Consider the following 23,686-nt stretch of genomic DNA (forward strand, 5'->3'; position numbering starts at 1 on the left):
CAGCGCGCCCGCCGTCGTCGGGCGCCCAACGTCGCGGCGGCGCTGGTTCCGGCGTGTTCGACGCGCGTCCGCCGCAAACGAACTCCTGGAGCGGGTTGCCAGTGCTCGTGGTGCTGACTAGTCTCCGCGCCCGCATGACGCTCGCCTGCGCACTTCTCCGGACACCTCGCATTCTTGGTGCAGGCCTCGCGGCCTCGATCGTGGGCGGGCTCGGGGTGGCCGGCTGCTTCGTGGACAGCGAGGGCCTCCCGCCGCCGGTCGACGCGTTCTATTTCCCGGCGGGCATCGCGGCGTCCCCCGGCGGGCGGGTCCTCTACGTCGCGAACTCGGACTTCGATCTCCAGTTCAACGGCGGCACGGTCCAGGCGCTGGATCTCCAGCGGCTGCGCCGGCGGGCGCTCGGCCTCCAGGCGTCGCTCAACCCCGGCGAGGCGGGCGCCGGCGCCAGCGTGAGCGCGGCGTGTGAGGCGGCGGGCCTCGGCCCCAACGCCGCGCCGCTCCTTTATCCGGGCCCGTGCGGGCCGCTCGACGTCTCCGCCCTTGACGGCGACGAGGAGATCGTCCGCAGCTCGGCCGTGATCGGCGCGTTCGCGTCCAACGCCGTCCTCGTGCACAGGCCGCTCCCCGGGCCCGACGCCGAGCCGGCCGCGGCCGGAGGCCCGGTCGCGCGGCTCTTCGTGCCCGTCCGCGGCGACCCATCCATCACCTTCTTCGACGTCGCCGACGACCGGATCGACGCCCCCGCGGCGCAGCGCTGCGAGGGCGACGCCTGCTTTCGGCTCGACTGCGGCGCGGCCTCGACGGGCGGGCGCTGCGCGAGGGACCACCGCATCGGCGAGGACCCGGGCCAGGAGCTCATCCGGCGGAAGCTCCCGCTCGAGCCGTTCGGCATCGCCGCGGGCCCCGACGGGGCGAGCGTCATCGTCTCGCACCAGACGGAGAACATCGTGAGCGCCATCGTGAACCCGTGGGTGCCAGCGCCGGCGGGCGGCGCCACGCGGCCGCAGCTCGCCGCGGTCCTCACCGATCTCGCCGCCGGGCCGACGGAGCTCGCGGCCGTGCCGCCCCCGCGCCTCGTCAGCCGGCTGAGGCAGCTGGACAGGGAGATCGACTACGAGCCCACCTTCGCGCTCACGTACGTCGCGGCGCCGCAGCTCGACCTGCTCCGGTACCAGGAGATCCAGCAGTCCGCGCCGGCGCTCCTGTTCCAGTCGACCACGACCCGGATCAGCGCGGTCGCGAGCGGCACCGACTCCCGCGGCATCGCGGTCGACGCGGGCGAGCGGCAGGCGTGCGAGGCGGCCTGCGGGGACGACCTCGAGTGCCTCGCGCGCTGCACGGCGATCCCGGTGCGCGTCTTCGTGGCGCACCGCTTCCCGAACTCGCTGCTCATCGGGGAGCTCACCACGACGCTGGTCGAGCAGGCGTCGGACGAGCCCGAAGGCCGCTGGGCCGCCGCGTACGAGACGATCGCGATCCGCGACGCCGTGCCGCTCGCGGCCTACCCGTCCCGCGTCGAGGTGGGCGACGTGATCGGCGCCGACGGCGCCCGCCACCGCAGGGTCATCGCGGTCGCGTTCGACTCGGGGCTCGCGTTCTCCTACGACCCGGAGGCGCGCCGCATCGACGCCGTCATCCGCACGGGGCGCGGCCCCCAGGCGATCGCGTTCGACACGGGCCACACGTGCGGCGACGACAAGGCGCGCTGCGACTGCGCGCCGGGCGACGGCGTCTGTGAACCCTACTCCCTCATGTACATCGCGCATTTCACCGACTCGTACCTCGGCGCTGTCGACCTCGACATGCGCAAGGCGAACACGTTCGGATCGATGATCCTCACGGTGGGCAAGCCGGTCCCGCCCCGGGAGTCCCAATGAAGCCGCGCGCCGCGCTCCTCGCCCCCACCTCCGTCCTGGCGCTCGTCGGGTGCGCCGGCGAGGCCACGCCGGTCGACGTCGAGGCCCTCGCGCAGTCTGGCCGGAGCGCCTTCGTCTGCCTCGCCATCGACCGGCCCGATCCGGAGAAGCCGGGCGTGCTGCGCTCGCTCCCGATCACGGACTGCTCGTACCGCACCGCGGACACGCCCACCGACTTCGAGGTCGACGAGGCCGAGGGCGGCAGGGCCAAGCTGCCGCACCTCTACGCCCTCGTGACGCAGACGTCGCGCGGCGAGGTCGCGGTCATCGACATGACCAGCGAGCGCTCGCCGATCCTCGATCTCGACCCCGGCACGCCCGGCGCGAGCTTCCTCCCCGTGGGCGCGCAGCCGGTCGACATCGTCGCGTCGCGGGGCGGCACCGCGTCCTTCGTCGCCGTCGCCGAGCCGGGTCGCGAGGGGATCTTCGCGCTCCCGTCGGCGCGGGTGCTGCCGCGCGAGGGCTGCCCGGTCCCGGCGCTCAGCTCGTGGCCGTCCTGCTCGCTCGGCTCCCCGCCGGGCGAGATCCTGCTCGTCTCCGATCCCGCGGCGCCGGACGGCAAGCTGCGGAGCTCTTGCTCGAGCGACTACGACATCGACCCGGCGAGCCCCGGCGAGGCCGAAGCCAGCGACGACGCGTGCGGCAGCTCGAGCGGCGACCTGAGCCGCGAAGGGCTCGGCCGGCAGAAGCTCCTCGTGACCCTGCCCGAGCTCGGCGGCTTCGCCGTGATCGACGCGCAGACGCTCCTCGAGGACGAGCGGTACGCCGAGGGCGGGTTCGCGCCGTGCGAGGTGGAGCGATGGGTCCCCCTCCAGGTCTCGCTCCCGCCGGCCGCGCCGCCCGACGTCGCGCCGCACGGCCCGGAGTGCGTCGCGCCGTCGGCCTCTGCCGGTCCGGCGCAGTCGGTCGAGGCGCCGCGGCCCGCGGGGCTCGCGCTGGCGGGTGATCGGCTGTTCGTCGCCGACCTCGACGCGCCGGTGATCCACGTCGTCGACCTCCCGTCGCCCTGCGACCCGATCGAGCTGCCGCCGCTCCTGCCCGCGTCGACGCTCGACCCCGAGCGCGTCGTCACGACGAGCCGCATCGCCGTCAGCCCGGCGTTGCCGCCCGATTTCCGCCGCTTCCTCTACGCGGTCGACGCTGGCGACGGCAGCGTCATGGTCTTCGACGTGAGCGACGGCGCCGAGAGCCGCGCGCCGCTCTCGCGCCCCCACCCGGAGTGGAACCCGTTCCAGCCGCCCGACCGGATCCGCCTCCCGGCGCCCGTCCGCGACCTCGCGGTCGTCCAGCGCGAGGCCCCCGCCAGCCTCCCCGCGACCGGCGTCGCGCCGGAGGGGATCCGGTGCGACCCCGATCCGCGCCTCAGGACGTGCGACAGCAGCGTCGCCTCGTGCGACATCGAGACGCTGTACCGTACGTCGGCCGCTCGCGACGCCGGCGCCGGCCCGCTGAAGCTCCGCGGCTCGTTCGCCTACCTCGTGCTCACGAACGGCGACGTCGCGCTCGTCGACGTCGACGACCTCGACGCGGCCTGCCGCGGGCCCGCGATCGGCGGCGCGCGCGCGGGCTGCGCCGAGGGCGCGTCGGACGGGGACACGCCGCTCGCGACGAGCGGCGAGGTCTCGTGCAACGTCGTCTCCCCGCACACGCTCCGCTCGGCGAACTACATCGCGACGAGCGACGGCGCCGGCCAGCTCGAGCCCGGCGTCCAGGGCCTGCCGATCCTCTTCGACCGCGCCGGCTCGGTCGTCCCGTTCTCCGCGGAGAGCCCGAAGATGCGCGCCACGTTCCCGCCCGGGGACGCGCCCCCGCTCACCCTCGCGGTGGGCGCCGATCGCGAGACGATCGAGGCGGCCGACAGCGGCCAGACCCTCGTCGACGAGCAGGGGCTCGTGCTGAGGGCCGGCGAGCCGCAGCACGCGCTGTCGATGAACCTCGAGGATCCGCGGGTGCACCTCGCCAACGAGACGTGGACGGTGACCTACGAGGGCGTGCTCCCCGGGTTCGCTCGCACGTTCGTCCGCTTCGACGAGGAGGACGGCGCGGTGAGGAGCGCCGACGCGCGCTTCTGCCGCCGCGGCGTGCAGAGCCGGGCGAGCGTCGAGGAGCAGCTCCTCGCCGCTGGCGTCGAGGAGCGCGAGGCCGCGGCCCGGGCCGCGCAGCTCGCCGACTTCGTGCAGATCACGTCCGCGCTCCCCGCCGAGGACGCCGACTACTGGGAGAACCTCGAGTCGTCGGTCTGCTCGTTCGAGAGCTGCAACGCGAAATACGGCAGCGTCATCACGTCGCGCCCGGGGCTCCGCGTCGTCGAGGCGTACGAGGACCACCTCACGCTCGAGTCGCGCGACCCCGCGGTCGACGAGGTCGCGTTCGCCGCGTGCTGCTTCGGCGGTGAGGTGCAGCTCGGCGTCCGCGCCGCGGGCCAGTGGGTGGTCCAGAGCGGCGGCGCAGGCTTCCTGCACCACGTCGTCGCCGACCCGGACACGGGCAGGTGCCGCAACGCCTGCGACGAGCGCCTCGCGCGGCTCAACGGGCGCGTCGTGCACACGCGCGACGACGGCCGCGTCACCGACGGCGACCTCGGCGCGTTCGTCAACCCGATGTTCCGCTTCGCGGTCACGGGCGGCGTGCCCGAGCAGGACATGCAGTTCCGCTTCATCACGCAGGGGGCGTTCAGGCCGCTGCTCGTGCAGCTCAGCGACCAGGCGGAGATCCAGCCGCAGGCCATCCGGCTCGTCCCCGCGACGGGGGAGCTCGCGATCACCGACGGCTCGTTCGAAGGCCTGATCCTGCTGAACGCGCGCAGCGTCGGCGCGACGCGCCGGTTCAACTGAGCCGCTCGTCGGGCCCGCGCGCCGAACGCGCGCGTCCTCCACGCGCCGGCCGGCCCGGGCATTCCGGATCCAAAGCCGAAATTTCCACGAAAACCGCGGGGTAAACGCGCGCGTCCCGCGTAGACCTCACCGGTCGTCGCGATTAGAACGCCGGCGATGCATCCGTCCGAGCAGCCTGCGGCCCGGAAGAAGCTGACGCCGGTGATGCGCCAGTACGAGGAAGCGAAGGCGCTTCACCCTGACGCGATCCTCTTCTTCCGGATGGGCGACTTCTACGAGATGTTCAACGACGATGCGGTCCTCGTATCGCGCGCGCTGAACCTGACGCTCACGGCCCGCAACAAGGGTGAGCCCGACGAGGTGCCGATGGCCGGCGTCCCGCACCACGCGGCGCACGGCTACATCGCGCGCCTCCTCGCGCTCGGCCACAAGGTGGCGATCTGCGAGCAGTGCGGGGATCCCTCGAAGATCAAGGGGCTCGTGCCGCGGCAGGTCGTGCGCGTCGTCACGCCGGGGCTCGTGACGGAGACCGAGCAGCTCGACGCGCGCGCCAACCATTACCTGGCGGCCGTCGACGGGGGCGGCGTGAGCCGCGGCGACGCCGGCGCGACGGGCGGGCCGTACGGCCTCTCGCTGCTCGATCTCTCCACGGGCGAGCTCTCCGCCACCTCCATCCCGGACGCCGCGAGCTTGCTCGCGGAGCTCGCCCGGGCCGACCCGCGCGAGGCGCTGATCGCCCGGGATCTGCCCGACGTCCGCGCCGCCGCGGCGTCGCTCTCCTGCCGCGCGGCGCTGCGCGACGACGACGAGCTCGACAGCGCGCTCGTCGCGTCGATCCTCGACGACGCCGCGATCGAGCCGATCTCGGCGGCGGCGCTGGCCGAGCACCCGCTCCCGGCGGTGCGCGCGGCGGCGCGGGCGCTGCGCTTCGCGCGCCGCTGCAGCCCCGGCGCGCGCATCCCCGTGCGCCGCATCGCCCCGCACGACACCTCGGGCACGCTGCGCATCGACGAGACGGCGCAGTCGCACCTCGAGCTCGTGCGCGCCGCGGACGGCGGGCGTCGCGGCTCGCTGCTCGACGTCATCGACTGCACGGTCACCCCGGGCGGCGCCCGCCTGCTGCGCCGCCGCCTGCTCACGCCCCTCGCCGACGTCGCGGCGATCCGCCGCCGCCTCGACGAGGTGGAGCTCTTCGTCTCGCACCCGCGCGCCCGGGGCGAGCTGCGGGAGGCGCTCGGCGGCGTCGGCGACCTCGAGCGCCTCAGCGTCCGCGCGCTCCTCGGCGAGGCCACGCCGCGCGACCTCGGCTGCCTTCGCGACGGCCTCACGGCCGCCCCGGCGGCGGTCGCCGCGGTCCGGTCGATCCCCGACCTCTCGGAGCCGCTGCTCGCCGAGGCGGCGGCGCTCGACGTCGTCGCCGACGTGGGCGCCGAGCTGACCGCCGCGCTCGTCGAACGGCCGCCGCCGAACGCGCGCGAGGGCGGCGTCTTCCGCGAGGGGTACGACAAGGAGCTCGACGAGGCGCGCGCCGTGGAGAAGAACGCGACGGAGCTCATCCTCGCGCTCGAGGCGAAGCTGCGCTCGCAGACGGGCGCGCCGTCGCTCCGGGTCAAGTACACGCGCGTGTTCGGCTGGTACATCGAGGTCACGCGCGCGCACCTCGGCAAGGTCCCGGACACCTTCCGCCGCAAGCAGACCGTCGCGACCGGCGAGCGCTACACGAGCGACGAGCTCGACGAGCTCGCCGACAAGATCGAGCACGCCGGGGCGCGCGCGCTGGAGCGGGAGACCGCGCTGTTCGAGCGCCTCCGGACCCTCGTCGCGAAGGGCGAGGGCCGGCTCCGCGCCCTCGCGCGCCGGCTCGCGGCGTGGGACGTCGCCGCCGCCCTCGCCGACGTCGCCCACCGCAACGACTACGTGAGGCCGCACGTCACCGCGGGCGACGCGATCGCGATCCGCGACGGCCGCCACCCCGTCGTCGAGCGCTTCGCGGCCGCGGGGAACTTCGTGCCGAACGACACCCGCCTCGACCTCGCGGGCGAGCGGCTCTGGCTGATCACGGGCCCCAACATGGCGGGCAAGTCGACGCTCATGCGCCAGGTCGCGCTCATCGTCGTGCTCGCGCAGATGGGCAGCTTCGTGCCGGCGCGCGAGGCGGAGATCGGCCTCGTCGACCGGATCCTCTCGCGCGTCGGCGCGAGCGACAACGTCGCGCGCGGCGAGAGCACGTTCATGGTGGAGATGCGCGAGACAGCGGAGATCCTCCGCGACGCGACGCGGAGATCGCTCGTGATCCTCGACGAGATCGGCCGCGGCACGAGCACGTACGACGGCCTCGCGATCGCCTGGGCGGTCGCCGAGCACCTGTTCGAGGCGATCGGCTGCCGCGCCCTGTTCGCGACGCACTACCACGAGCTGACGGAGCTCTCCGCGCGCGCGCCGGGCATCGCGAACTACTCCGTCGCCGCGCGCGAGCACGGCGACGACGTGATCTTCCTGCACAAGCTCGAGGCGGGCCCCGCGAGCCGCAGCTACGGCGTGGCCGTCGCGCGGCTCGCGGGCGTCCCCGAGGGGGTGCTCGCGCGCGCCCGCGCCATCCTCTCGACCCTGGAGTCGGGCGCCGCGCTGCCGGGCGGCAAGCACGCCTCGCTGCGGGGCCGCTCGCGCTCGGGCGCCGCGCAGCTCGACCTGTTCGCCCCGGCGCAGGCGGCGGTGCCGCCGGAGCAGGCGGCGGTCGTCGAGACGCTGCGCTCCGTGGACGTCGACCGGCTCGCGCCGCTCGACGCGCTGAAGCTCGTCGTGAAGCTGAAGGGGCTGCTCGGCGCCGGCGCGAAGTGACCCGCGGCGCGGGCGCGGCCGGCGCCAGGCGGCCGCGACGCGGCGCGCGGCGACGCCTGGCAGCGGGCGGCGGCCGCCCGCCGGCTCAGTCCGGCGCCGCGATCTCCCGCAGCTCGGTGCCGCCCGCGTACGCGTAGCTCACGAACGAGTCGAACCCCGTGACGAGCAGCCCCACGGGCGCCGAGGCCGCGATCCGGTGCACGCCGTCGCGCTGCCGCCCGGGCAGCACGTTGTCGGGCGCCGGCTTCTCCGGATCGATCGTCGCGAAGCTGAGCTGGCACCGGTAGACGACGAGCGGCGGCGCGCCGCGCCCGCGCTGCTCCTCCGTGAGCCCGTCCGCCGGCGCGATCTCGCACTCCTCCGGCCCGAGCGTCACGCCGTCGAGCTGCACGACGGCGGACGGCGGCGCGATCACCGAGATGAAGTCGAACGCGTACTTGTCCGGCGTCAGGAACACGTAGTCCTGCCGGAACTGCTCGATCGGCGGCAGGATGACGAGGCTCGGGTCCCCGCCCGGCAGGCCCTGCCTCACGCCGGTCGCGTTCTGGCTGGCCATGATCTGCGACACGATGACCGGCTCGGAGCTGTCGATAAGGAAGTCGCCCCACGCCGTCACGTCGTGGAACTGGCCCAGCGACGACAGCGTGATCCGGTCGTCCGGCGGCGGCAGCGTCGTCGTGATCTCGGCGCCCCTGCCGGTCGCGGCCATGATCCTGACGTACTCCGGCTCGGGCACGACCTCGATGCGCGCGCCGGCCTGCTTCACCGTCTGCGACCGGTTCGGCGTGTGCGGCACGGCGAACCGCTTGCCGGTCGCCCGGAGCGGGTCGAGCTGGTCCTCCAGGTGGTCCGCGCAGCAGCGCCGGTCCGCGAGCGTCCTGAAGTGCGGCGCGTCCGACGCCTCGCTGCCGGTGAACACCGCGATCGGCTGGTCCGCCTTGATGACCGATCCGGTGAAGTCCGCGTTGAACCCGCCGGTCTCCAGGTTGAGCACGTCGAACGCGCCGAGCTTCACCTCGATCGACCCGCTCGCCGGCGTCTCCGGCACGGGCCCGCCGCCGACCACCCGCGCCGTCGTCTTCACCTCGACCGTCGTCCCGTCGCGCGTCCCGACGATCGTAAGGAACGCCCGCAGATCGATCGGGTTCAGCGGATCGAAGTTCGTGTCCGGATCATCGGTGCTCGCGATGGTCTGCGGCCACCCCGTCACGACGTACGCCGTCGACATGACGCCCGGGCTGTACGTGAGCGCCTCGCGCGGCTTCAGGAGCGAGGCGTCGTTGGAGAACACGTTGACGTTCTCCAGCGGGTTGAACTGATACGCGACGACGGGGAACTTCGACGTGATCTTGTACGCGTGGCGCGTGAGCGCCGTGTGCGTGCCCGTGTTGAACTCCCCCTCGGGGCTCCCGTCGACCTCGCGCGGCCCGAGCTTGAACACCTGGAGGTAGAGCGGCGCGATGATCGCGCTCGCGATCTCCACGGGCGCGGGCGCATCGCCCGGCGCGCCGTCGTCCTGGAAGATGTGGACCTCGTTCGGCACGTCGGGCTGCGGGTTCGAGATCACGACGGCGAACTGCTGCGCCGCCGCGTTGCTCGTCGCGTCGATCCGCGCGTTGTCGAGATCGACCGCCCAGTACTCGCACCCCACGTTGCTCCGCTCGATCTCGGCGACGTCGCAGAGCTGCGGGCAGCCCCCGTCCCGGCACGCCTCGCCGGCGCCCGTGTCGCACGTGTCGAGCACGTCGCCGAGGCTGCCGTCCGGCGCGCAGGCCACGACGTCCTGCCCCCGGCACGAGGTCGTGCCGGGCACGCACGCCCTGCAGCCGAGCTCCACCGACGCGCACACGAGCCCCTGGGCCGCGCAGTCGTCGACCGTCACCCAGGCCGGCCCCGCGTCGGTCTCCTCGCAGCGCGCGAGCTCTGCGCCGCACCGGAGCTCGCCGGCCGCGCAGGGCGGCGGGGGCGGCGGCTGTTCGGGGAGCTCGGCCCACCGCGTGCCGCTGTCGAAGCAGCTCGGCGAGAGCGCGAGCCCGAGCGACGCCGCGCCGGTGAGGGCCGCGGCCGCCGCGGATCGCCCGGCGCTGCGGGGCCTCCGGCGAGCGTGCGTCGGGTGGGGCGGCTTGCTCATCACAGGTGCGCGCTGAAGCTGTCGAGGGAGTAGGCCGTCATCCCTTGCGGCGTGAGCTGCCGGTAGACGAGCTTGCCGTAGTCGAAGCCGTCGATCCGCGCCCCGTACACCCCGATGGTGATCGGCCCCGGCGGGATCGACCCGTTCTCGACCCCGAGCTGCCGGAGGTCCGGCACCTCGATCGCGTGCGACCCCGCCGGCACGGCGATCGTCCACCGGATGAGCCCGTTCCCGCTCGCGATGTCGTAGACGCTGAGGTCCACGGGCGCGCCTGCGCCGAACGACGTCGCGAGGTGCGCGCCGTCCCACGCGCGGCTCTGCGCCGGCGTCTCCAGGGTCGGCACGCCGACGAAGTCGCCGATGCGCACGGGCTCGCTCGTCGTCGTCGAGAGGACCCGCCCGACGACGGACATCGGCGCGAGCCCTGCCTTGCCGGTGACGGCGCGCGCCGAGGAGTGGTAGCGCGCGCCGAGCAGATCGCGGTCGAGCGGCGGGACGCCCACGAACGTCAGCCTCCCGTCGAACGGGATCAGCGGGCTCTGGGCGCCGATCGGCAGCGTGGCGAACCCGTCGTTGCCGATCATCACCGACACGTTCGCCTGGATGCGGTCCGGCCCCTTCGGCCCCTTCGCTGGCGCTGTCACGTCCATCTCGAGGGCGTGGTCGAGCGGCTGGTTCATCCGCACGAACACGTCCCTCGTCACCTCGCCCGGGAGCACCGGGACCCCGCGGACGACGCCCATCGCGTACGCCGTGAACCGCGGCGGGTCCACCGACCGGTCCTCGATCCCCGCCAGCGCGTAGAGCGTGCGGCTCCCGGGCGCGAGGTACATCGTGAACCCGTGGCCAACGTCGCCCGGCGTCCCGGGGGTGAGCGCCTGGATCGCGGGCGGCAGCCTGAAGGTCGCGAGCGGATCGCTCCCGGCCGTGAACACGTACGCCACCTGGCGCTCTGTCTCGCGCCGCGGGCCAGGGACGTTGCTCCACGTCGCGCCGCCGGGGTCCAGCGACTCGTTGTCCCAGACGAGCTCGCCGTCGAGCACCCCGGCCGTGCCCACCTTGCCGCCGACCGGCGGCGGCGGATCGCCGGACGCGCCGCAGGCCGGCGTGAGCACCGGATCCAGGTACACGGTCGCCGTGTCGACAGGCACATCGACGAGCGAGATCGGGCTGTGGCACGTCGCGGCGACGGTGACGGTCCGCGGGGCGTCGAGCGAGGCGTCCTCGAACACGGCGACGCCGGACGCGTCCGCCTCGCGGGTGAGCGCGGCGTCCAGGCTGCTGCCCACGACGACGCGCGCCCCCGGGATCGGGTCCCCGGTGAAGTTGTTGTAGACGAGCACCCGGAGCCGCCCGGCGAGCGGCGCCCCGCTGAGCCCGCCCTTGTAGCCGTTCGTGCTGTCCTCGTAGGTGTAGCCGTCCAGCACGAGGATCGTCTCATCGCCGGTCGTCACCGCGATCGTCTTCGCCCCCGGCGTGCCCTTGGGCACGGTGCAGACGAGCCGCGTCGGCCCCTCCACCGCGAGCGCCGTGCACGGCTTCTGACCGATCCTGGCGACGGTCGTCGCGTCCCAGCGCGTCCCTTGCCCGATGAGCTCGACGGTCGTCCCGCCGGAGATCGGCCCGCTCGACGGGGACGCGTACAGCGCGTCGTAGACGTACCCGCCCGGCAGCGCCCTCCGGGTCGACGCGTCGTCGCCGTTCTGCACGACGAGCTCGACCGGCCCGGCAGCGCCCGGCGGCGCCACCACCTGGACCCGGCTTGGATCGACGGCCACGATCGCGGACGGATCGACCTCGACGTCGCCGAACCAGACCCGGATCCTGGAGCTGAAGCCGTTGCCGTGGAGGAGGACGCGCTGGCCCCCGTTGAACGGCCCGTGCGTCGGGTCTGCGCCGAGCAGCGCGTGCGGATCGGCGCTCGGCAGCCCGGCGCTCGTGGACGACGCCGTGGCCTGCGGGTCCACCCCGAAGTCGCTGCCGCCGCCTCCGTCTCCGTCGGTCTGCCGGCGAATGCCCTCGGGCGCCGTGGCGATGCAGGCGGACACGACGGCGAGGCCGGCGCAGGCAGCGAAGCGTGTCCAGCGTGCCGCGCCGCGCGCGTAACTTGCGCGGATCGAGGCGAAGCGTGCTGCAAGGAAGGCGGGTCGCACGGGCGGAGTGTACGTCATCGTGGGGGCCGGGACACGGCGCGCCTCGGCGCTCCCGTTCTGCGCGGCGCGCCTCCGCCCGCGGTTTCATCGCGCCGAGCCCGGGGCGAAGCGGCGGCAACCGCGCGGGAATCACGCGGGAAACCAGCCGCAGACGCGGCCGCGCCGCCGCTTGACAAGCGGAGCCCATCGGGGTAGCAAACCGCCCCCTTCGTGCGGTCTCGTGACGAGGGGGACAGCTGGGGTTGAATCCTCGCCCTCGCTGTCGCTGCGCGTGAATCCACACGCTCTCCTGGCACCACGGCATTCCGCGACCCGGTGCCCCACGGACACGGACGCTCCTGTCCGCGCGTGGGGTTGGTCGCGGGAGGGGGAGCGGCGGACCAACCGAAAGGACACTGCCGTGACTGACACAAGCTATTCCGCATCCGCTCCCGCGGCCGACACCATGCAGGCCGTTGCCCCCCAGCCGGGGGATTTCCCGCTCCCGCTGCGCTCGCTGCTCGACGCGGGCGTACACTTCGGCCACCAGACGAAGCGCTGGAACCCGAAGATGCGGCCGTTCATCTACGGCGCGCGCAACGGCATCCACATCATCGATCTCGATCAGACGACGCGCCTCTTCAAGCGCGCGTACGACTTCCTGACCGACGCCGTGAGCCGCGGCGGCCACGTGCTGTTCGTCGGCACGAAGCGCCAGGCGCAGGACATCGTGCAGGAGGAGGCCCGCCGGGCGGGCATGTACTTCGTCACGAACCGCTGGCTCGGCGGCACGCTGACCAACTTCCGCACGATCAAGCAGGGCCTCGATCGCCTGCGCACCCTCGAGCGCATGAAGGAGGACGGGACGTACGAGCAGCTCCTGAAGAAGGAGGTCGTCCGCCTCGAGAAGGAGCGCGAGCGGCTCGAGAAGTACCTCGGCGGCCTCAAGGGCATGGGCGGCCTGCCCGCGGCGATCTTCGTGATCGATCCGCACCAGGAGTCGATCGCGATCAGCGAGGCGCGCAAGCTGAACGTCCCGGTCGTGGCCATCACGGACACGAACTGCGACCCGGATCTCGTCGACTTCGTGATCCCTGGCAACGACGACGCCATCCGCTCGATCCGGCTGATCACGGCCCGCGTCGCGGACGCGTGCGTCGAGGGCGCGCAGCGCCGCAAGGATCACGGCGAGGGCGCGCACGGCTCGCAGCCCCCGGCGGGCGGCGGTCGCGGCCGCGACGAGATCAACGTGTACCAGGGCGGCCGCGGCGGCCGCGGTGGTCCGCGTCAGCAGCAGGCGTCGTAGCGGCGGCGCGAGCCGCATCGGAGCGGCCCGGCGGTCCGGGTGGTGGGCGACGATGTCGCCTCCCGCCCGGCGGGATCGGAGACCGCGGCGCACGGAGGGCGCAGGGACAGAAATGCAAATTTCACCTCTCTGCGCCCTCTTTGCCTTTGCGGTCCGACCAGCGCGTCGCGCGGGCGTTCGTTGACACAGGTCTGAAGTGCGATGAAGAGGGGCCGCTGGGCGCGGCTCCTACCTAATCTAGGTTGAAGGAGAAAGAGCCATGGCCGGCATCAATGCGCAGGCGATCAAGGAGCTTCGTGAGCGTACCCAGGCGGGGATGAGCGACTGCAAGAGCGCCCTCACGGAGGCCGAGGGCGACATGGAGAAGGCGGTCGAGATCATCCTCAAGAAGGGTCTCGCGAAGAGCGCCAAGCGGGCCGGTGCGTCCGCCACCGAGGGTGAGGTCCGCGCGGTCGTCGCGGCCGATCGGCGGAGCGCGACGATGGTCGAGGTCAACATCCAGACCGACTTCGCTGCGCGCAACGACGCGTTCCGGCAGTTCGTCGGCGACGTGCTCGCCGCGGCCGAGAAGGCGCCCGCGGGTGCGGACGTCGCGCAGCTCTCGATCGGCGGCAAGCCGGTCGCCGACGTCGCGACGGAGCTGACCGCGCGCATCGGCGAGAAGGTCGCGGTGCGCCGCTGGGATCGCGTGTCGATCTCCGAGGGCAAGCACGGCGTCGCGCACGCCTACGTGCACCTCGGCGGCAAGATCGGCGTGCTCGTGGCGGTCGAGGCCTCGAGCCAGGCGGTGGCGGAGCACCCCGAGGTGCAGAAGTTCATCGAGGACACGGCGATGCAGGCCGCCGCGATGAGCCCGCTCGTCCTCCGCCGGGAGGAGATCACCGAGGAGCTGAAGGCGAAGCAGAAGGAGATCTTCGAGGCGCAGCTCCGCGAGGATCCGAAGCCGAAGCCGGAGGCGGCGTGGCCGAAGATCATTGAGGGCAAGTTCAACAAGTGGTACTCGGAGGTCGCGCTGATCGAGCAGGAGTCGGTCGAGGCGGCGTCGCGCGGCGTGTCGGGCATGACGATCGACAAGCTCCGCGAGGCGGCGGCCAAGGCGGCCGGCGGCGAGCTCACGGTCACGCGCTTCGTCCGGTACGAGCGCGGCGAGGGCATCGCGAAGAAAGAGGACGACTTCGCCGCCGAGGTGGCGAAGATGGCCGCGAGCTGACGCGGTCCGATGGGGGGGCGCCTCGCCGCCGTCTCGATCGACCTCGACGAGGTCCCGAACTACCTCGCCCTCCACGGCCTCGCCGCCCCGGAAGCCCCCGGGGCGGCGGCCGCGCTGCACGCGGTCTATGACGCGGCGCTGCCGCGCATCGCGGATTTCGCTGCATCCCACGGCATCCCCGTCACGCTGTTCGCGATCGGCCGCGACCTCGCGCGCCCTGCGAGCGGGGCGGCGCTGCGCGCGCTGAGCGACGCGGGCCACGCGGTCGAGAACCACTCGTACAGCCACCGCTACGACCTGTCGCGGCTCCCGCGCGCCGCGATCGCGGCCGACGTCCTCCTGGGCGCCGAGGCGATCGCGGAGGCGGTCGGGCGCCGTCCGACGGGCTTCCGCGCGCCGGGGTACACGGTGAGCGACGCGCTGTTCGACGCGCTCGACGCGGTCGGCGTCGCGTTCGACTCCTCGGTGTTCCCGTGCCCGCCGTATTACGCCGCGAAGGCTGTCGTGATGGGCGTCCAGCGGGCGCAGGGGAGGGGATCGGCGGCGATCCTGGACACGCCGCGGGTGCTCGCGGCGCCGCGCCGTCCGTACCGGCCGGGGCGGCCGTGGTACCGGCGCGGGGGCCGGCGTTTCGTCGAGCTGCCGATCCAGGTGACGCCTGGGCTCCGGCTGCCGGTCATCGGCACCAGCGTGGCGCTCGCGGGCGCGGCGGGGGCGCGGTGGCTCGCGCGCGCCTGCGCCGGCGAGGCGCTCGTGAACCTGGAGCTGCACGGCATGGACTTCCTCGACCGGAGCGACGGCCTCGAGGCGCTCGCGCCGTACCAGCCGGAGCTGCGCGTCCCGCGGGGCAGGCGGCTCGAGGCGCTCGGGGCGTTCGTGGAGGAGACCGCGCGGCGGGGCGCGCGGTTCGTGCGGCTGGATGAGGCGGCGGGGGAGCGCGCGCTCGTGGCGTGACGAGGGGCCGGCGTCGACGGCCAGCGCGAATTCCCTGACGAGCACGGGGCCGTCGGGTACCTTCCCGGCGATGGAGTTCGAGCGCCTCCAGGAGCTCTACAACCGTTGCAACCCCGACGAACCGCTGTCGCCGGGCGACGCGCGCAACGTGGACATCGACCACCGGGGCGTGCGTGGGGCTCACTGGACGAACAAGCTCGCGCGTCAGATCGAGCTCTCCAGGACGCCCGTCTGCCAGCTCTTCACCGGCCTCCGCGGCACGGGGAAGAGCACGGAGATCCAGCGCCTCGCGGCCAGGCTCTCCGATCCGAAGCGGCGCAACCTCCTCACGGTCCTGATCGACGCGGACGATGTCCTCGATCTCACCGTGGAGATCGACATCTCGGACGTCCTCGCGCTCGTGCTGCTTCACGCCGAGCGCACCGTCCTGGCTGCGGAGGGAGGCGACGCGGCCGACGCATTGACGGACGGGCCTCACCGGCGGCTCTGGGCCTGGCTCTCGCGGACCGACGTGGAGATCGGCAAGCTGACGGCGGGCGTCGGGGCGGGCGCGAAGGCGGGGGTCGAGCTCAACCTGAAGACGAACCCGACCGTGCGCCACCGGGTCCGCGAGATCGTCGCCCGGCACCTGTCCACCTTCGTCCGCTTCGTGCACGACGAGCTCCGCGAGCTCGACTGGCGTGCGCGCAAGCTCGGGTACTCCGGCGTCGTGATCCTCTTCGATTCGCTGGAGAAGCTCCGGGGCACGAGCCTCACGTGGAAGCCGGTGCTCGAGAGCGCCGAGCGCATCTTCTCGACCGGCGCGCCTTACCTCCAGCTCCCTGTGCACGTGCTCTACACGATCCCGCCGGCGCTCGCGCGCCGCATGGTCGAGCCGCCGGTGTCGTTCCTGCCCATGATCAAGGTCCGGGACGCCGAGGGCAGGCTCCACCCCGAGGGCGTCGAGGTCATCACGGAGCTCGTGAAGAAGCGCATCGACGAGGCCGCGCTCGACGAGATCTTCGGTCAGGCGGCGCTCAGGAATCGCATCCGCGACATCGCGCTCTGGTCGGGCGGCTATCCGCGCGAGATCGTGCGGCTCCTCCAGACGCTGCTCGAGCTGGAGACGTTCCCCGTCGACGCCAAGACGCTGGAGCGGGAGCTCCACCGGGCGGGGAACGCCTACCGGAGCATCGTCTACGACAGCGGCGCGATCCCGTGGCTCGCCACGGTGAACCGCACCAAGCGGCTCATCACGAGCAACGATCAGGAGCGCGAGGCGGCCGATCACCTGCTCCAGAACAACGTGATCCTGCGGTACCTCAACGACGACGAGTGGGTCGACGTCCACCCGTCCGTCGCCGGCATGCAGGAGCTCGCCGCGCCCTCGTCCGACGCGACGCCCGACGCGACGAAGGACGCCGCCGCGGAGAAGGGCGCATGACGGGGGCCGCGGGCGGGGAGCGCTCGCGGCTGGTCCGGGCGCTCGCGCTCTCGCGGCGGTTCCACCTCTACCTCGCGCGGTGCGCGAGCCCTCGCGCGGCGGACGGGCTGGTCGCGGCGCTCTCCGACGAGCTCCCGCGGCTCGGGCGGACCGGCGCCCGCTTCGTGCGGCTGGAGCCGTATAGCGCGCGGACAGAGGACACGCCGCTCACCGACGGCGAGCTCGCCGATCGTGTCCTGGTCCCGCTCCTCGACCCGCCGGAGGAGCTGCGCGGCGCGATCCACCTCGTGGACGCGTCGCGCGCGACCTACGCGGACACCGAGGCGTGGGCGCGCTTCTTCTCGCTCTGGAACGAGAAGCGCAACGTCCTCGGCCCATCCCGCGGCGAGGTCGTGGTGATGCTGCCGGCCGCGCTCGCGCCCGTGTTCGCGGCCGCTGCGCCGGACGTCTGGTCGATCCGGAGCGGGGAGTACGTCATCGAGGAGGGCGCGAGCGCGACCCGTGGCGGCCTGGAGGCCCACGCGCAGGGATCCATCTCCTTCGTGGGTGTCGCGCGCGGGACCTCTCCGTCACTGCCTGCGACGGTGCCGGGCGGCGTGAGAGGGCGCGTTGACGACGCGCTGCTGCTCCTGCGTGCCGCCTCACCGCTCTCGCTCTTCGGCGGCGATATCGTGGTCAGGCCCTGGATCGACGACATCCTTGCCGCGCGCTGGGCCGCCGATCCGATGAACAGCGATGCGAGCCAGCAGCCCGGGCTATGGGGCGCTGCGCCGTCCGCCCTGGCGCAGCGAGATTTGCGCCGGGCCGACGAGTTGCTCGCCGTGCGGAGTTTCGATGATGCAGAGGAGCTCCTCGCCCATCTCCTGGAGCGCGCCGCGGACGACCAGACGGAGCTGACGGCCGTCGCGCTCTCGGAGCTTGCCGTTGCGGTCGCCGCGCAGGATCGCGCGGACGCCGCCGCGGTCCATGCGAGCCGGGCGCTCTCGCTCGCCGGCGTCGTCCCCGGCGGAGGGGGTGCCTGGGCGGCCGTATCGCCGTACGTGACCGCGTGGGTGCTGCGGGCCAACGCGCTCGTGCGCTGGTGCCTAGGTCATCTCGAGGTCGCGGAGCAGCTCGACCGGACGCTGGCCGCCGGTATCGAGGCGCCTGCCGAGGCCGTCGGGCAATATTACCGGCCCCTCGTCGCTCGATCGCGGCTTCTCCGGCTCGCCGAGCGCGGCCAGATCGCCGCGGCGCGAGAGCAGGTCCGCGCGCTGCTCGATTCCGGGCAGCGCACGGGATCGCCCGGGAACGAGCCTGTGGCAGAGGAGGCGATCGCGCGCATCATCATCGCGGATCTCGACTTTCTCTCCGGCGACCTCGACGCGTCGGCTCGCGAGCTCGATCGAGCTCGCGTCGAGGGCACAGCCTGGCCGGAAGAGCACGCGAGCCTCCCTCGCCGCTGCGAGGTCGCCACGGCGCTCGTCGAGATCGCTCGTGGAAACGAAGAGCGAGCCACGAAGCTGCTCGGGCGTCCGAGGGACCCACAGGTCCTCTCGCGCTGGAGGGAGCCCGAGCCGGAGGGCGGTTTCCGCGCAGAGGCCTTTCACGCGATGACATCCGGGCTCCTCGCGATGGTCACGGGGGATCTTGCACGCGCCAGCGTGTGGTTCGAGAGCGCACGCGGCTTCATCGACGCCTGGGGTCGCCTCGGCCTGGACCGGCGATCGCGCCTGCGCGCGCGGCTCGTCGTGGAGCTGCTTCGGACCGCGCTCTGGCCTGACGGCGATCAGACCGAGGCAGCAGCGCGCGATCTCGCCGGCCAGGCCGAGGCGCTGCTGGGCGACACGGCCGAGGATCACGTGAGCCGCGTGCTCGCCGTGGCGGCGCACCGCGAGCTCGCGCGGCGCCTCGCGAGCGCCGGCGCCGGTGACGCCCGCTCCGCCGCGCAGCGCGCCGCGGCGCTCGCCCAACCCCTCGGGGGCCTCGGCGCGCCCGCGTGGGACGAGCTGCTCTGCGCTGCAGCGCGACCGTCCTGAGTTTCCCTGGTTCCACTCACCAGGGGTCCGGCCAGGGATCGGGAGAGAGAATTCAACGCAAAGGCGCAAAGGCGCAAAGACGCAAAAATGAATGAAATTTTTATTCGCGCCTTCGCGCCTTCGCGCCTTTGCGTTGAATTCTCTTTTCTCTCGCGAGGCAGATCCCCTGCAGGAGATCTCATCCCGCCGTACTCGACGCGGCGAGCCTGCTGCGCGGCGCTCACCGGCCGCGGAAGCGGAAGGCGTGTGACGCGATGCGTTGTGTGCGCGTCCCCTGCGCGTCGTGCGCGCGTTCCTGGCGCGTCGTGCGCGCGTTCCCGGCCACCGTGCGCGTGTTCCCTGCGCGTCGTGCGCGCGTCCGAGCCGCCTGCGCGCGCGTCGCCCCGCGCGGTGCGCGCGCCCCGCGTCTGTGGTGCGCCGGCGCGACAGGGGTTGCGCGCGTTCCCTCGCCGGTCGCGCGCGCGCCGCCCGCCGTCGTGGCGCCGTCGATCTCGCCTGGTGCGCGCGTCGTGTCCCGCCGAGCGCGCCCCAGCGACCCACCCTGCGCCGCTTTCCCCGCCCCGTGCATTCGTTCGGACTGGATCGCCGCGACGTGATCTTGCGGAGCGAGGTGTTCGCTCTCCGTTCCTTGACGCTTTCCCGTAGCTTCCCCTCTCATGGCGACTTCCAAGACCAAGAAGCCCGCGCCGGCGACCTCGCCGGCCGAGGCACCTGTCGTTTCCACCACCACCCTCGACGCGCTCGCGCGGGAGTTCGGCCCCGCGGACGGCGCCTTCGCTGCGCGGACGTACGCGGGCATTCCCGAGGAGGACCTCGTCGCGGAGGGGACGCGCATCGATTCGCAGAGCCTCATCGATGACGTTCCTCAGTTCGTCGCCTCGGCGCGGCGCATCCTCGGCTCGCTGTCCGGGGCGCAGCGCAGCAAGGTGCGCATGCCCGAGGCGCTCCTGCCGTTGCTCGTCGCCGAGGCGGGCAGGCTCCAGGCGATGAAGCGGTCGCACGACGCGGCGGCGACCGAGGTCGCCGGCGCCCGGGCCGCGCTCGAGGTGCAGGGGCGGAGCGCGATGCGCGACGGTATCGCCGAGCGCGACCTCTGCTACGACGGCCTGCGCAACGCGCTCGGCCCGCGCCGCATGGCGCGGGTCGACGCCATCGTCGGGCGCGCGGATTCCCCCGAGAACCTCGCCAGGGGCCTCGAGGCGCTCGCGGCCTTCATCGACGAGACCCGGCGGGCCGACCCGCAGGACGCGCAGCTCCTCGAGGACTATGACGTCGGCGCCGAGTGCGCGGCCGCGCTCCGGACCACGGCGCAGCGGGTGCGCGGGACTGCCAGCGTCCAGGTCACCGCGGGGCGCCGGGTGACCCAGCGGGCGCTCGATCTCCAGGACGGCAGGGTCGCGATCGTGATCGAGAAGATCCTCCGCGCATTCCGGGCCGCGCGCCGGGTCGATGGGACCATCCTGGTCCCCGAGCTGAACAAGGCCGCGTGGATGTTCGAGACCCGCTCCGGCAATTCGGCCAAGAAGGCCCCGTCCGGCGGCGGCGAGGCGCCGAGCGGCAACGCAGCGAGCGGCAGCGCGCCGAGCGGCAACGCAGCGAGCGGCAACGCAGCGAGCGGCAGCGCGCCGAGCGGCAGCGCGCCGAGCGGCAGCGCGCCGAGCGGCAGCGCGCCGAGCGGCAGCGCGCCGAGCGGCAGCGCGCCGACGCCGGAGGCCACACCGAGTCCCGGCGCTGGCGGCTGAGCCCGGCCCCCGAACCAGCCCTCCTCAGCGCCCGCCCCCACCGCGTCAGCTCGCGATGAGCCGCCTCGCGACGGCCATCCCGAGCACGCCCGCGAGCAGGCAGCCGACCAGCGTGATCCCGATGTTGGTGAGCCCCGCGGCCCACGATTTGTGCTCGATGAGCCTGATCGTCTCGTTGTTGAAGCTCGAGTACGTCGTGAAGCCGCCCATCACCCCGGTGCTCAGGCTGAGGCGGAGCGTTGGCGACAGGAGCTCCGTCGTCGCGGCGATCTCCCCGATGGCGCCGAGCAGGAACGAGCCAAGCACGTTGACGGCGAGCGTTCCGTACGGAAAACCAGCGCCGAAGCGCTGCTGGCACCATGTCGATAGCCCATAGCGGGCGAGGGTGCCCACCGCGCCGCCGAGGCCGATCCAGAACCACCTATCCATCCGTTTCACCTTGTCGCGCAGATCGCGATCGTCGCGCTCGGCGGCAGCCTGCTTTGCTTCCGCCCCGTCGCTGGCTCAAGGCTCGCTCTGGTGAAGCGCCGCTTCAACACGACCGGCCCCTGCCGCGCCGATCTGCACTACATGATTCCGGCCGACAGCCGGCTCCCCGAGGCCCCGCGCCTCGTCGAGCAGATGGGCTACTTCGTCGTCCACGCCCCCCGGCAGACCGGCAAGACAACGGCCCTGCGCGCCGTCGCCGAGCGGCTCACCGCCTCGGGCCGCCACGCCGCCGTGCTCTTCTCCTGCGAGGAGGGCAGCGCCGCCGGCGACGACTACGGCTCCGCCCAGCGCGCGGTGCTGCGCGAGCTCGCGCGCGCGGCCGAGATCGCGCTGCCGCCCGAGCTCCAGCCGCCCCCGTTCTCGCTCGAGGGCGACGAGGGCCTCCTCTCCGCGGCGCTCACCGCCTGGGCGCGCGTGTGCCCGCGCCCGCTCGCCCTCATCTTCGACGAGATCGACTCCCTGCGTGGCCAGGGCCTCCTCAGCATCCTGCGCCAGCTCCGCGCCGGCTTCCCGAGCCGTCCCGAGCATTACCCCGCCTCGGTCATCCTCTGCGGCCTGCGCGACGTGCGCGACGACAAGGCTGCGAGCGGCGGCGACCCCGAGCGCCTCGGCACCGCGAGCCCGTTCAACATCACGCTCGAGTCCCTCCGGCTCGGGGACTTCTCCGAGGAAGAGCTCCGCGCGCTCTATGCCCAGCACACCGAGGATACCGGCCAGGTCTTTCTCGAGGAGGCGCTGGCCCGAGCCTTCGAGCTCACGGCCGGCCAGCCCTGGCTCGTCAACGCGCTCGGCCGCGAGATCGTCGAGAAGATGGCCGTGCCGCCCGGCGAGCCCATCACCTGGGCGCACGTCGAGCAGGCCAAGGAGCGCCTCATCCTGGCCCGCGCCACCCACCTCGACTCGCTGGTCAGCAAGCTCGCGGAGCCGCGCGTCCGCCGCGTGCTCGAGCCCATGCTGGCGGGAACGTACGAGGGCGGCGGCGACACCTACGACGATGACGCCTCCTACGTCCGCGATCTCGGCCTCGTGGCGCAGGGGAAGCCGCTGCGCATCGCGAATCCGATCTACCGCGAGGTCATTGCCCGCGTCCTCTCGTCGCCGGCCGAGGAGCGTCTCGACGCGCCGCGCGAGCGCTTCCTCCTGCCCGACGGCCGCCTCGCCTTCCGGCGCCTGCTCCGCGCGTTCGCGGCCTTCTGGCACGAGCACGGCGAGGTGCTCGCCTCCGGCATGCCGTACCCCGAGGTCGCCCCGCAGCTCGTCCTGATGGCCTTCCTTCAGCGGGTGATCAACGGCGGCGGCTTCATCGATCGCGAGTACGGCGTCGGCCGGGGGCGCATCGATCTTCTCGTCCGCTTCCCCTACCGCAAGCCCGACGGCACCCGGGCCGTCCAGCGCCGCGCCCTCGAGCTCAAGGTGTGGCGCAAGGGCCAGAAGGACCCGCTCCGCGAGGGCCTCGCGCAGCTCGACGAGTACCTGGCGCGCCTCCGCCTGCGCCGCGGGACGCTCGTGACCTTTGACGCCCGCGGCCGCCTGGCCCAGACCGCGCCCCGCTTCTCCGAGGCGACGACGCCGCGAGGCCGCCGCGTCGCGGTGCTCCGCCTGTAGACAGCCGCCTACTCCGCCGCCTTCCGGAACTCGATCACCCCGCCGCCCTCGCCGTTGCCGCTGTCCGCGAGCGCCGGCCGGTCCACCCGGGAGACCTTCTCCGGCGCCACCCCGGCCGCCGCGATGAACTGCCTCGCCTGCTCGTTGTCGCCGGATGCCAGCTCGTCCGGCGTCCCCGACGCCACGACCCGCCCCTGGATCACGAGGAACGCCTGGTGCGCGATCCGGAACGTGCTCGCCATGTCGTGCGAGATCACGACGCTCGTCACCTTGTAGCGCGCCCGCGTCTCCTCGATCAGGTCGTCGACCATCCGGCTCGTCAGCGGATCGAGCCCGCTCGTCGGCTCGTCGTAGATGAGGATCTCCGGCTCGAGCATCAGCGCCCGCGCCAGCCCCACGCGCTTTCGCTGCCCGCCCGACAGCTCCGAGGGCATCCGGTCCTCCTTGTTCTCGAGGCCGAGCGAGTTGAGCATGCCAACGACCTTGTCGCGGATGTCCTTCTTCGACATGTGCTTCCGGTGCTCGCGCAGCGGGAACGCCACGTTGTCGAAGATCGTGAGCGAGTCGAGGAGCGCCGCGTACTGGAACACCATGCCGAACTTCTGGCGCATCCGGTTCATCTCGTAGTCGTCCAGCGCGCCCATATCGACGCCGTCGACCCAGATGTGCCCGGTGGTGGGCCGCTCCAGGCCGATGAGCAGCCGCAGCAGCGTCGTCTTGCCCGCGCCAGACCCGCCGATGATCACCGCCGTCTCGTTGCGCCGCAGGTGCATCGTGATCCCGTGCAGCACCTTCGTCGCACCGAACGATTTCTTGATGTCATCGACGAAGAGGTGGTCCCCAGGCAGCCACCCCGGCGGCATCTCGCGCGCGTGCTCCGCGCCCCCCGGCGCCGCGCCGGCCCCGTCCCCGGGCGGCTGCCCGTCCGGGGAGGGCTGCCCGTCCCGGGGGGGCTGGCTGCGCTGCCTTCTCCACATCGGCCCATCACGGTACCACGGAGGGGGACCCCGCAGGACGGCGATCGCCTTGCATTTCCGTAAGGCTCAGCACGCGCTTGACGCGGCCGGGCGTGGGGCGGAAACGTTGCT

14 protein-coding genes are annotated in these 23,686 nt (G+C 73.2%); 10 read left to right on the forward strand and 4 right to left on the reverse strand.

Features of this window, described 5'->3' with window-relative positions; translation table 11 throughout:
- The first annotated feature begins 134 nt into the window (after nucleotides 1–134).
- The 3 genes from WMF24_RS15905 to mutS all read left to right on the forward strand — a co-directional run bounded on the left by WMF24_RS15905 (nucleotide 135) and on the right by mutS (nucleotide 7,588).
- Nucleotides 135–1,877, forward strand: a complete 1,743-nt coding sequence (locus WMF24_RS15905) for a hypothetical protein (protein ID WP_437737257.1) — start codon at nucleotides 135–137, stop codon at nucleotides 1,875–1,877.
- Nucleotides 1,874–4,750 carry a hypothetical protein gene (locus tag WMF24_RS15910; RefSeq protein WP_437737258.1) on the forward strand — a complete coding sequence of 959 codons (2,877 nt, stop codon included), beginning with the start codon at nucleotides 1,874–1,876 and terminating at the stop codon, nucleotides 4,748–4,750. Before WMF24_RS15905 ends, WMF24_RS15910 begins: the two co-directional genes overlap by 4 nt.
- Before the next feature lie 156 nt (nucleotides 4,751–4,906).
- Nucleotides 4,907–7,588, forward strand: coding sequence for a DNA mismatch repair protein MutS (gene mutS, locus WMF24_RS15915; protein WP_437737259.1), 2,682 nt, complete (start codon nucleotides 4,907–4,909; stop codon nucleotides 7,586–7,588).
- 85 nt (nucleotides 7,589–7,673) lie between these two features.
- On the opposite strand, the gene WMF24_RS15920 is transcribed toward mutS, so the two are convergent.
- Together WMF24_RS15920 and WMF24_RS15925 are read right to left on the reverse strand one after the other, a co-directional pair.
- On the reverse strand, nucleotides 7,674–9,719 hold the full coding sequence (locus WMF24_RS15920) for an IgGFc-binding protein (RefSeq protein ID WP_437737260.1): 2,046 nt from the start codon (nucleotides 9,717–9,719) through the stop codon (nucleotides 7,674–7,676).
- Nucleotides 9,719–11,767: an IPT/TIG domain-containing protein gene (locus WMF24_RS15925; protein WP_437737261.1), complete on the reverse strand. Its 2,049-nt coding sequence runs from the start codon at nucleotides 11,765–11,767 to the stop codon at nucleotides 9,719–9,721. The genes WMF24_RS15920 and WMF24_RS15925 overlap by 1 nt, the downstream gene beginning before the upstream one ends.
- 505 nt (nucleotides 11,768–12,272) lie before the next feature.
- On the opposite strand from WMF24_RS15925, the gene rpsB reads away from it, so the two are divergent.
- The 6 genes from rpsB to WMF24_RS15955 all read left to right on the forward strand — a co-directional run bounded on the left by rpsB (nucleotide 12,273) and on the right by WMF24_RS15955 (nucleotide 20,504).
- Nucleotides 12,273–13,157, forward strand: coding sequence for a 30S ribosomal protein S2 (gene rpsB / locus WMF24_RS15930; protein WP_437737262.1), 885 nt, complete (start codon nucleotides 12,273–12,275; stop codon nucleotides 13,155–13,157).
- Between the two features lie 259 nt (nucleotides 13,158–13,416).
- A complete protein-coding gene (gene tsf, locus WMF24_RS15935; RefSeq protein ID WP_437737263.1) occupies nucleotides 13,417–14,367 on the forward strand; it encodes a translation elongation factor Ts in 951 nt (316 codons plus the stop codon).
- A 9-nt stretch (nucleotides 14,368–14,376) separates the two neighbouring features.
- On the forward strand, nucleotides 14,377–15,321 hold the full coding sequence (locus WMF24_RS15940; protein WP_437737264.1) for a polysaccharide deacetylase family protein: 945 nt from the start codon (nucleotides 14,377–14,379) through the stop codon (nucleotides 15,319–15,321).
- A 70-nt stretch (nucleotides 15,322–15,391) separates the two neighbouring features.
- Nucleotides 15,392–16,744, forward strand: coding sequence for a hypothetical protein (locus WMF24_RS15945; RefSeq protein ID WP_437737265.1), 1,353 nt, complete (start codon nucleotides 15,392–15,394; stop codon nucleotides 16,742–16,744).
- Nucleotides 16,741–18,762 (forward strand): hypothetical protein, encoded by a 2,022-nt coding sequence (locus WMF24_RS15950; protein ID WP_437737266.1) that lies wholly within the window; start codon nucleotides 16,741–16,743, stop codon nucleotides 18,760–18,762. Before WMF24_RS15945 ends, WMF24_RS15950 begins: the two co-directional genes overlap by 4 nt.
- A 656-nt stretch (nucleotides 18,763–19,418) precedes the next feature.
- Nucleotides 19,419–20,504, forward strand: a complete 1,086-nt coding sequence (locus tag WMF24_RS15955) for a hypothetical protein (RefSeq protein ID WP_437737267.1) — start codon at nucleotides 19,419–19,421, stop codon at nucleotides 20,502–20,504.
- Between the two features lie 45 nt (nucleotides 20,505–20,549).
- Here WMF24_RS15955 and crcB read toward each other — a convergent pair whose 3' ends face one another.
- Nucleotides 20,550–20,933 carry a fluoride efflux transporter CrcB gene (gene crcB / locus WMF24_RS15960; RefSeq protein ID WP_437737268.1) on the reverse strand — a complete coding sequence of 128 codons (384 nt, stop codon included), beginning with the start codon at nucleotides 20,931–20,933 and terminating at the stop codon, nucleotides 20,550–20,552.
- Between the two features lie 90 nt (nucleotides 20,934–21,023).
- Between crcB and WMF24_RS15965 the strand changes: the two genes are divergently transcribed.
- Nucleotides 21,024–22,598 (forward strand): ATP-binding protein, encoded by a 1,575-nt coding sequence (locus WMF24_RS15965; RefSeq protein ID WP_437737269.1) that lies wholly within the window; start codon nucleotides 21,024–21,026, stop codon nucleotides 22,596–22,598.
- 8 nt (nucleotides 22,599–22,606) lie between these two features.
- Here WMF24_RS15965 and WMF24_RS15970 read toward each other — a convergent pair whose 3' ends face one another.
- A complete protein-coding gene (locus WMF24_RS15970; RefSeq protein ID WP_437737270.1) occupies nucleotides 22,607–23,575 on the reverse strand; it encodes an ABC transporter ATP-binding protein in 969 nt (322 codons plus the stop codon).
- Nucleotides 23,576–23,686 lie beyond the last annotated feature (111 nt).

Origin of the sequence: Sorangium sp. So ce1335, from assembly GCF_051521615.1 — a bacterium.
Classification (GTDB): Bacteria; Myxococcota_A; Polyangia; order Polyangiales; family Polyangiaceae; genus Sorangium.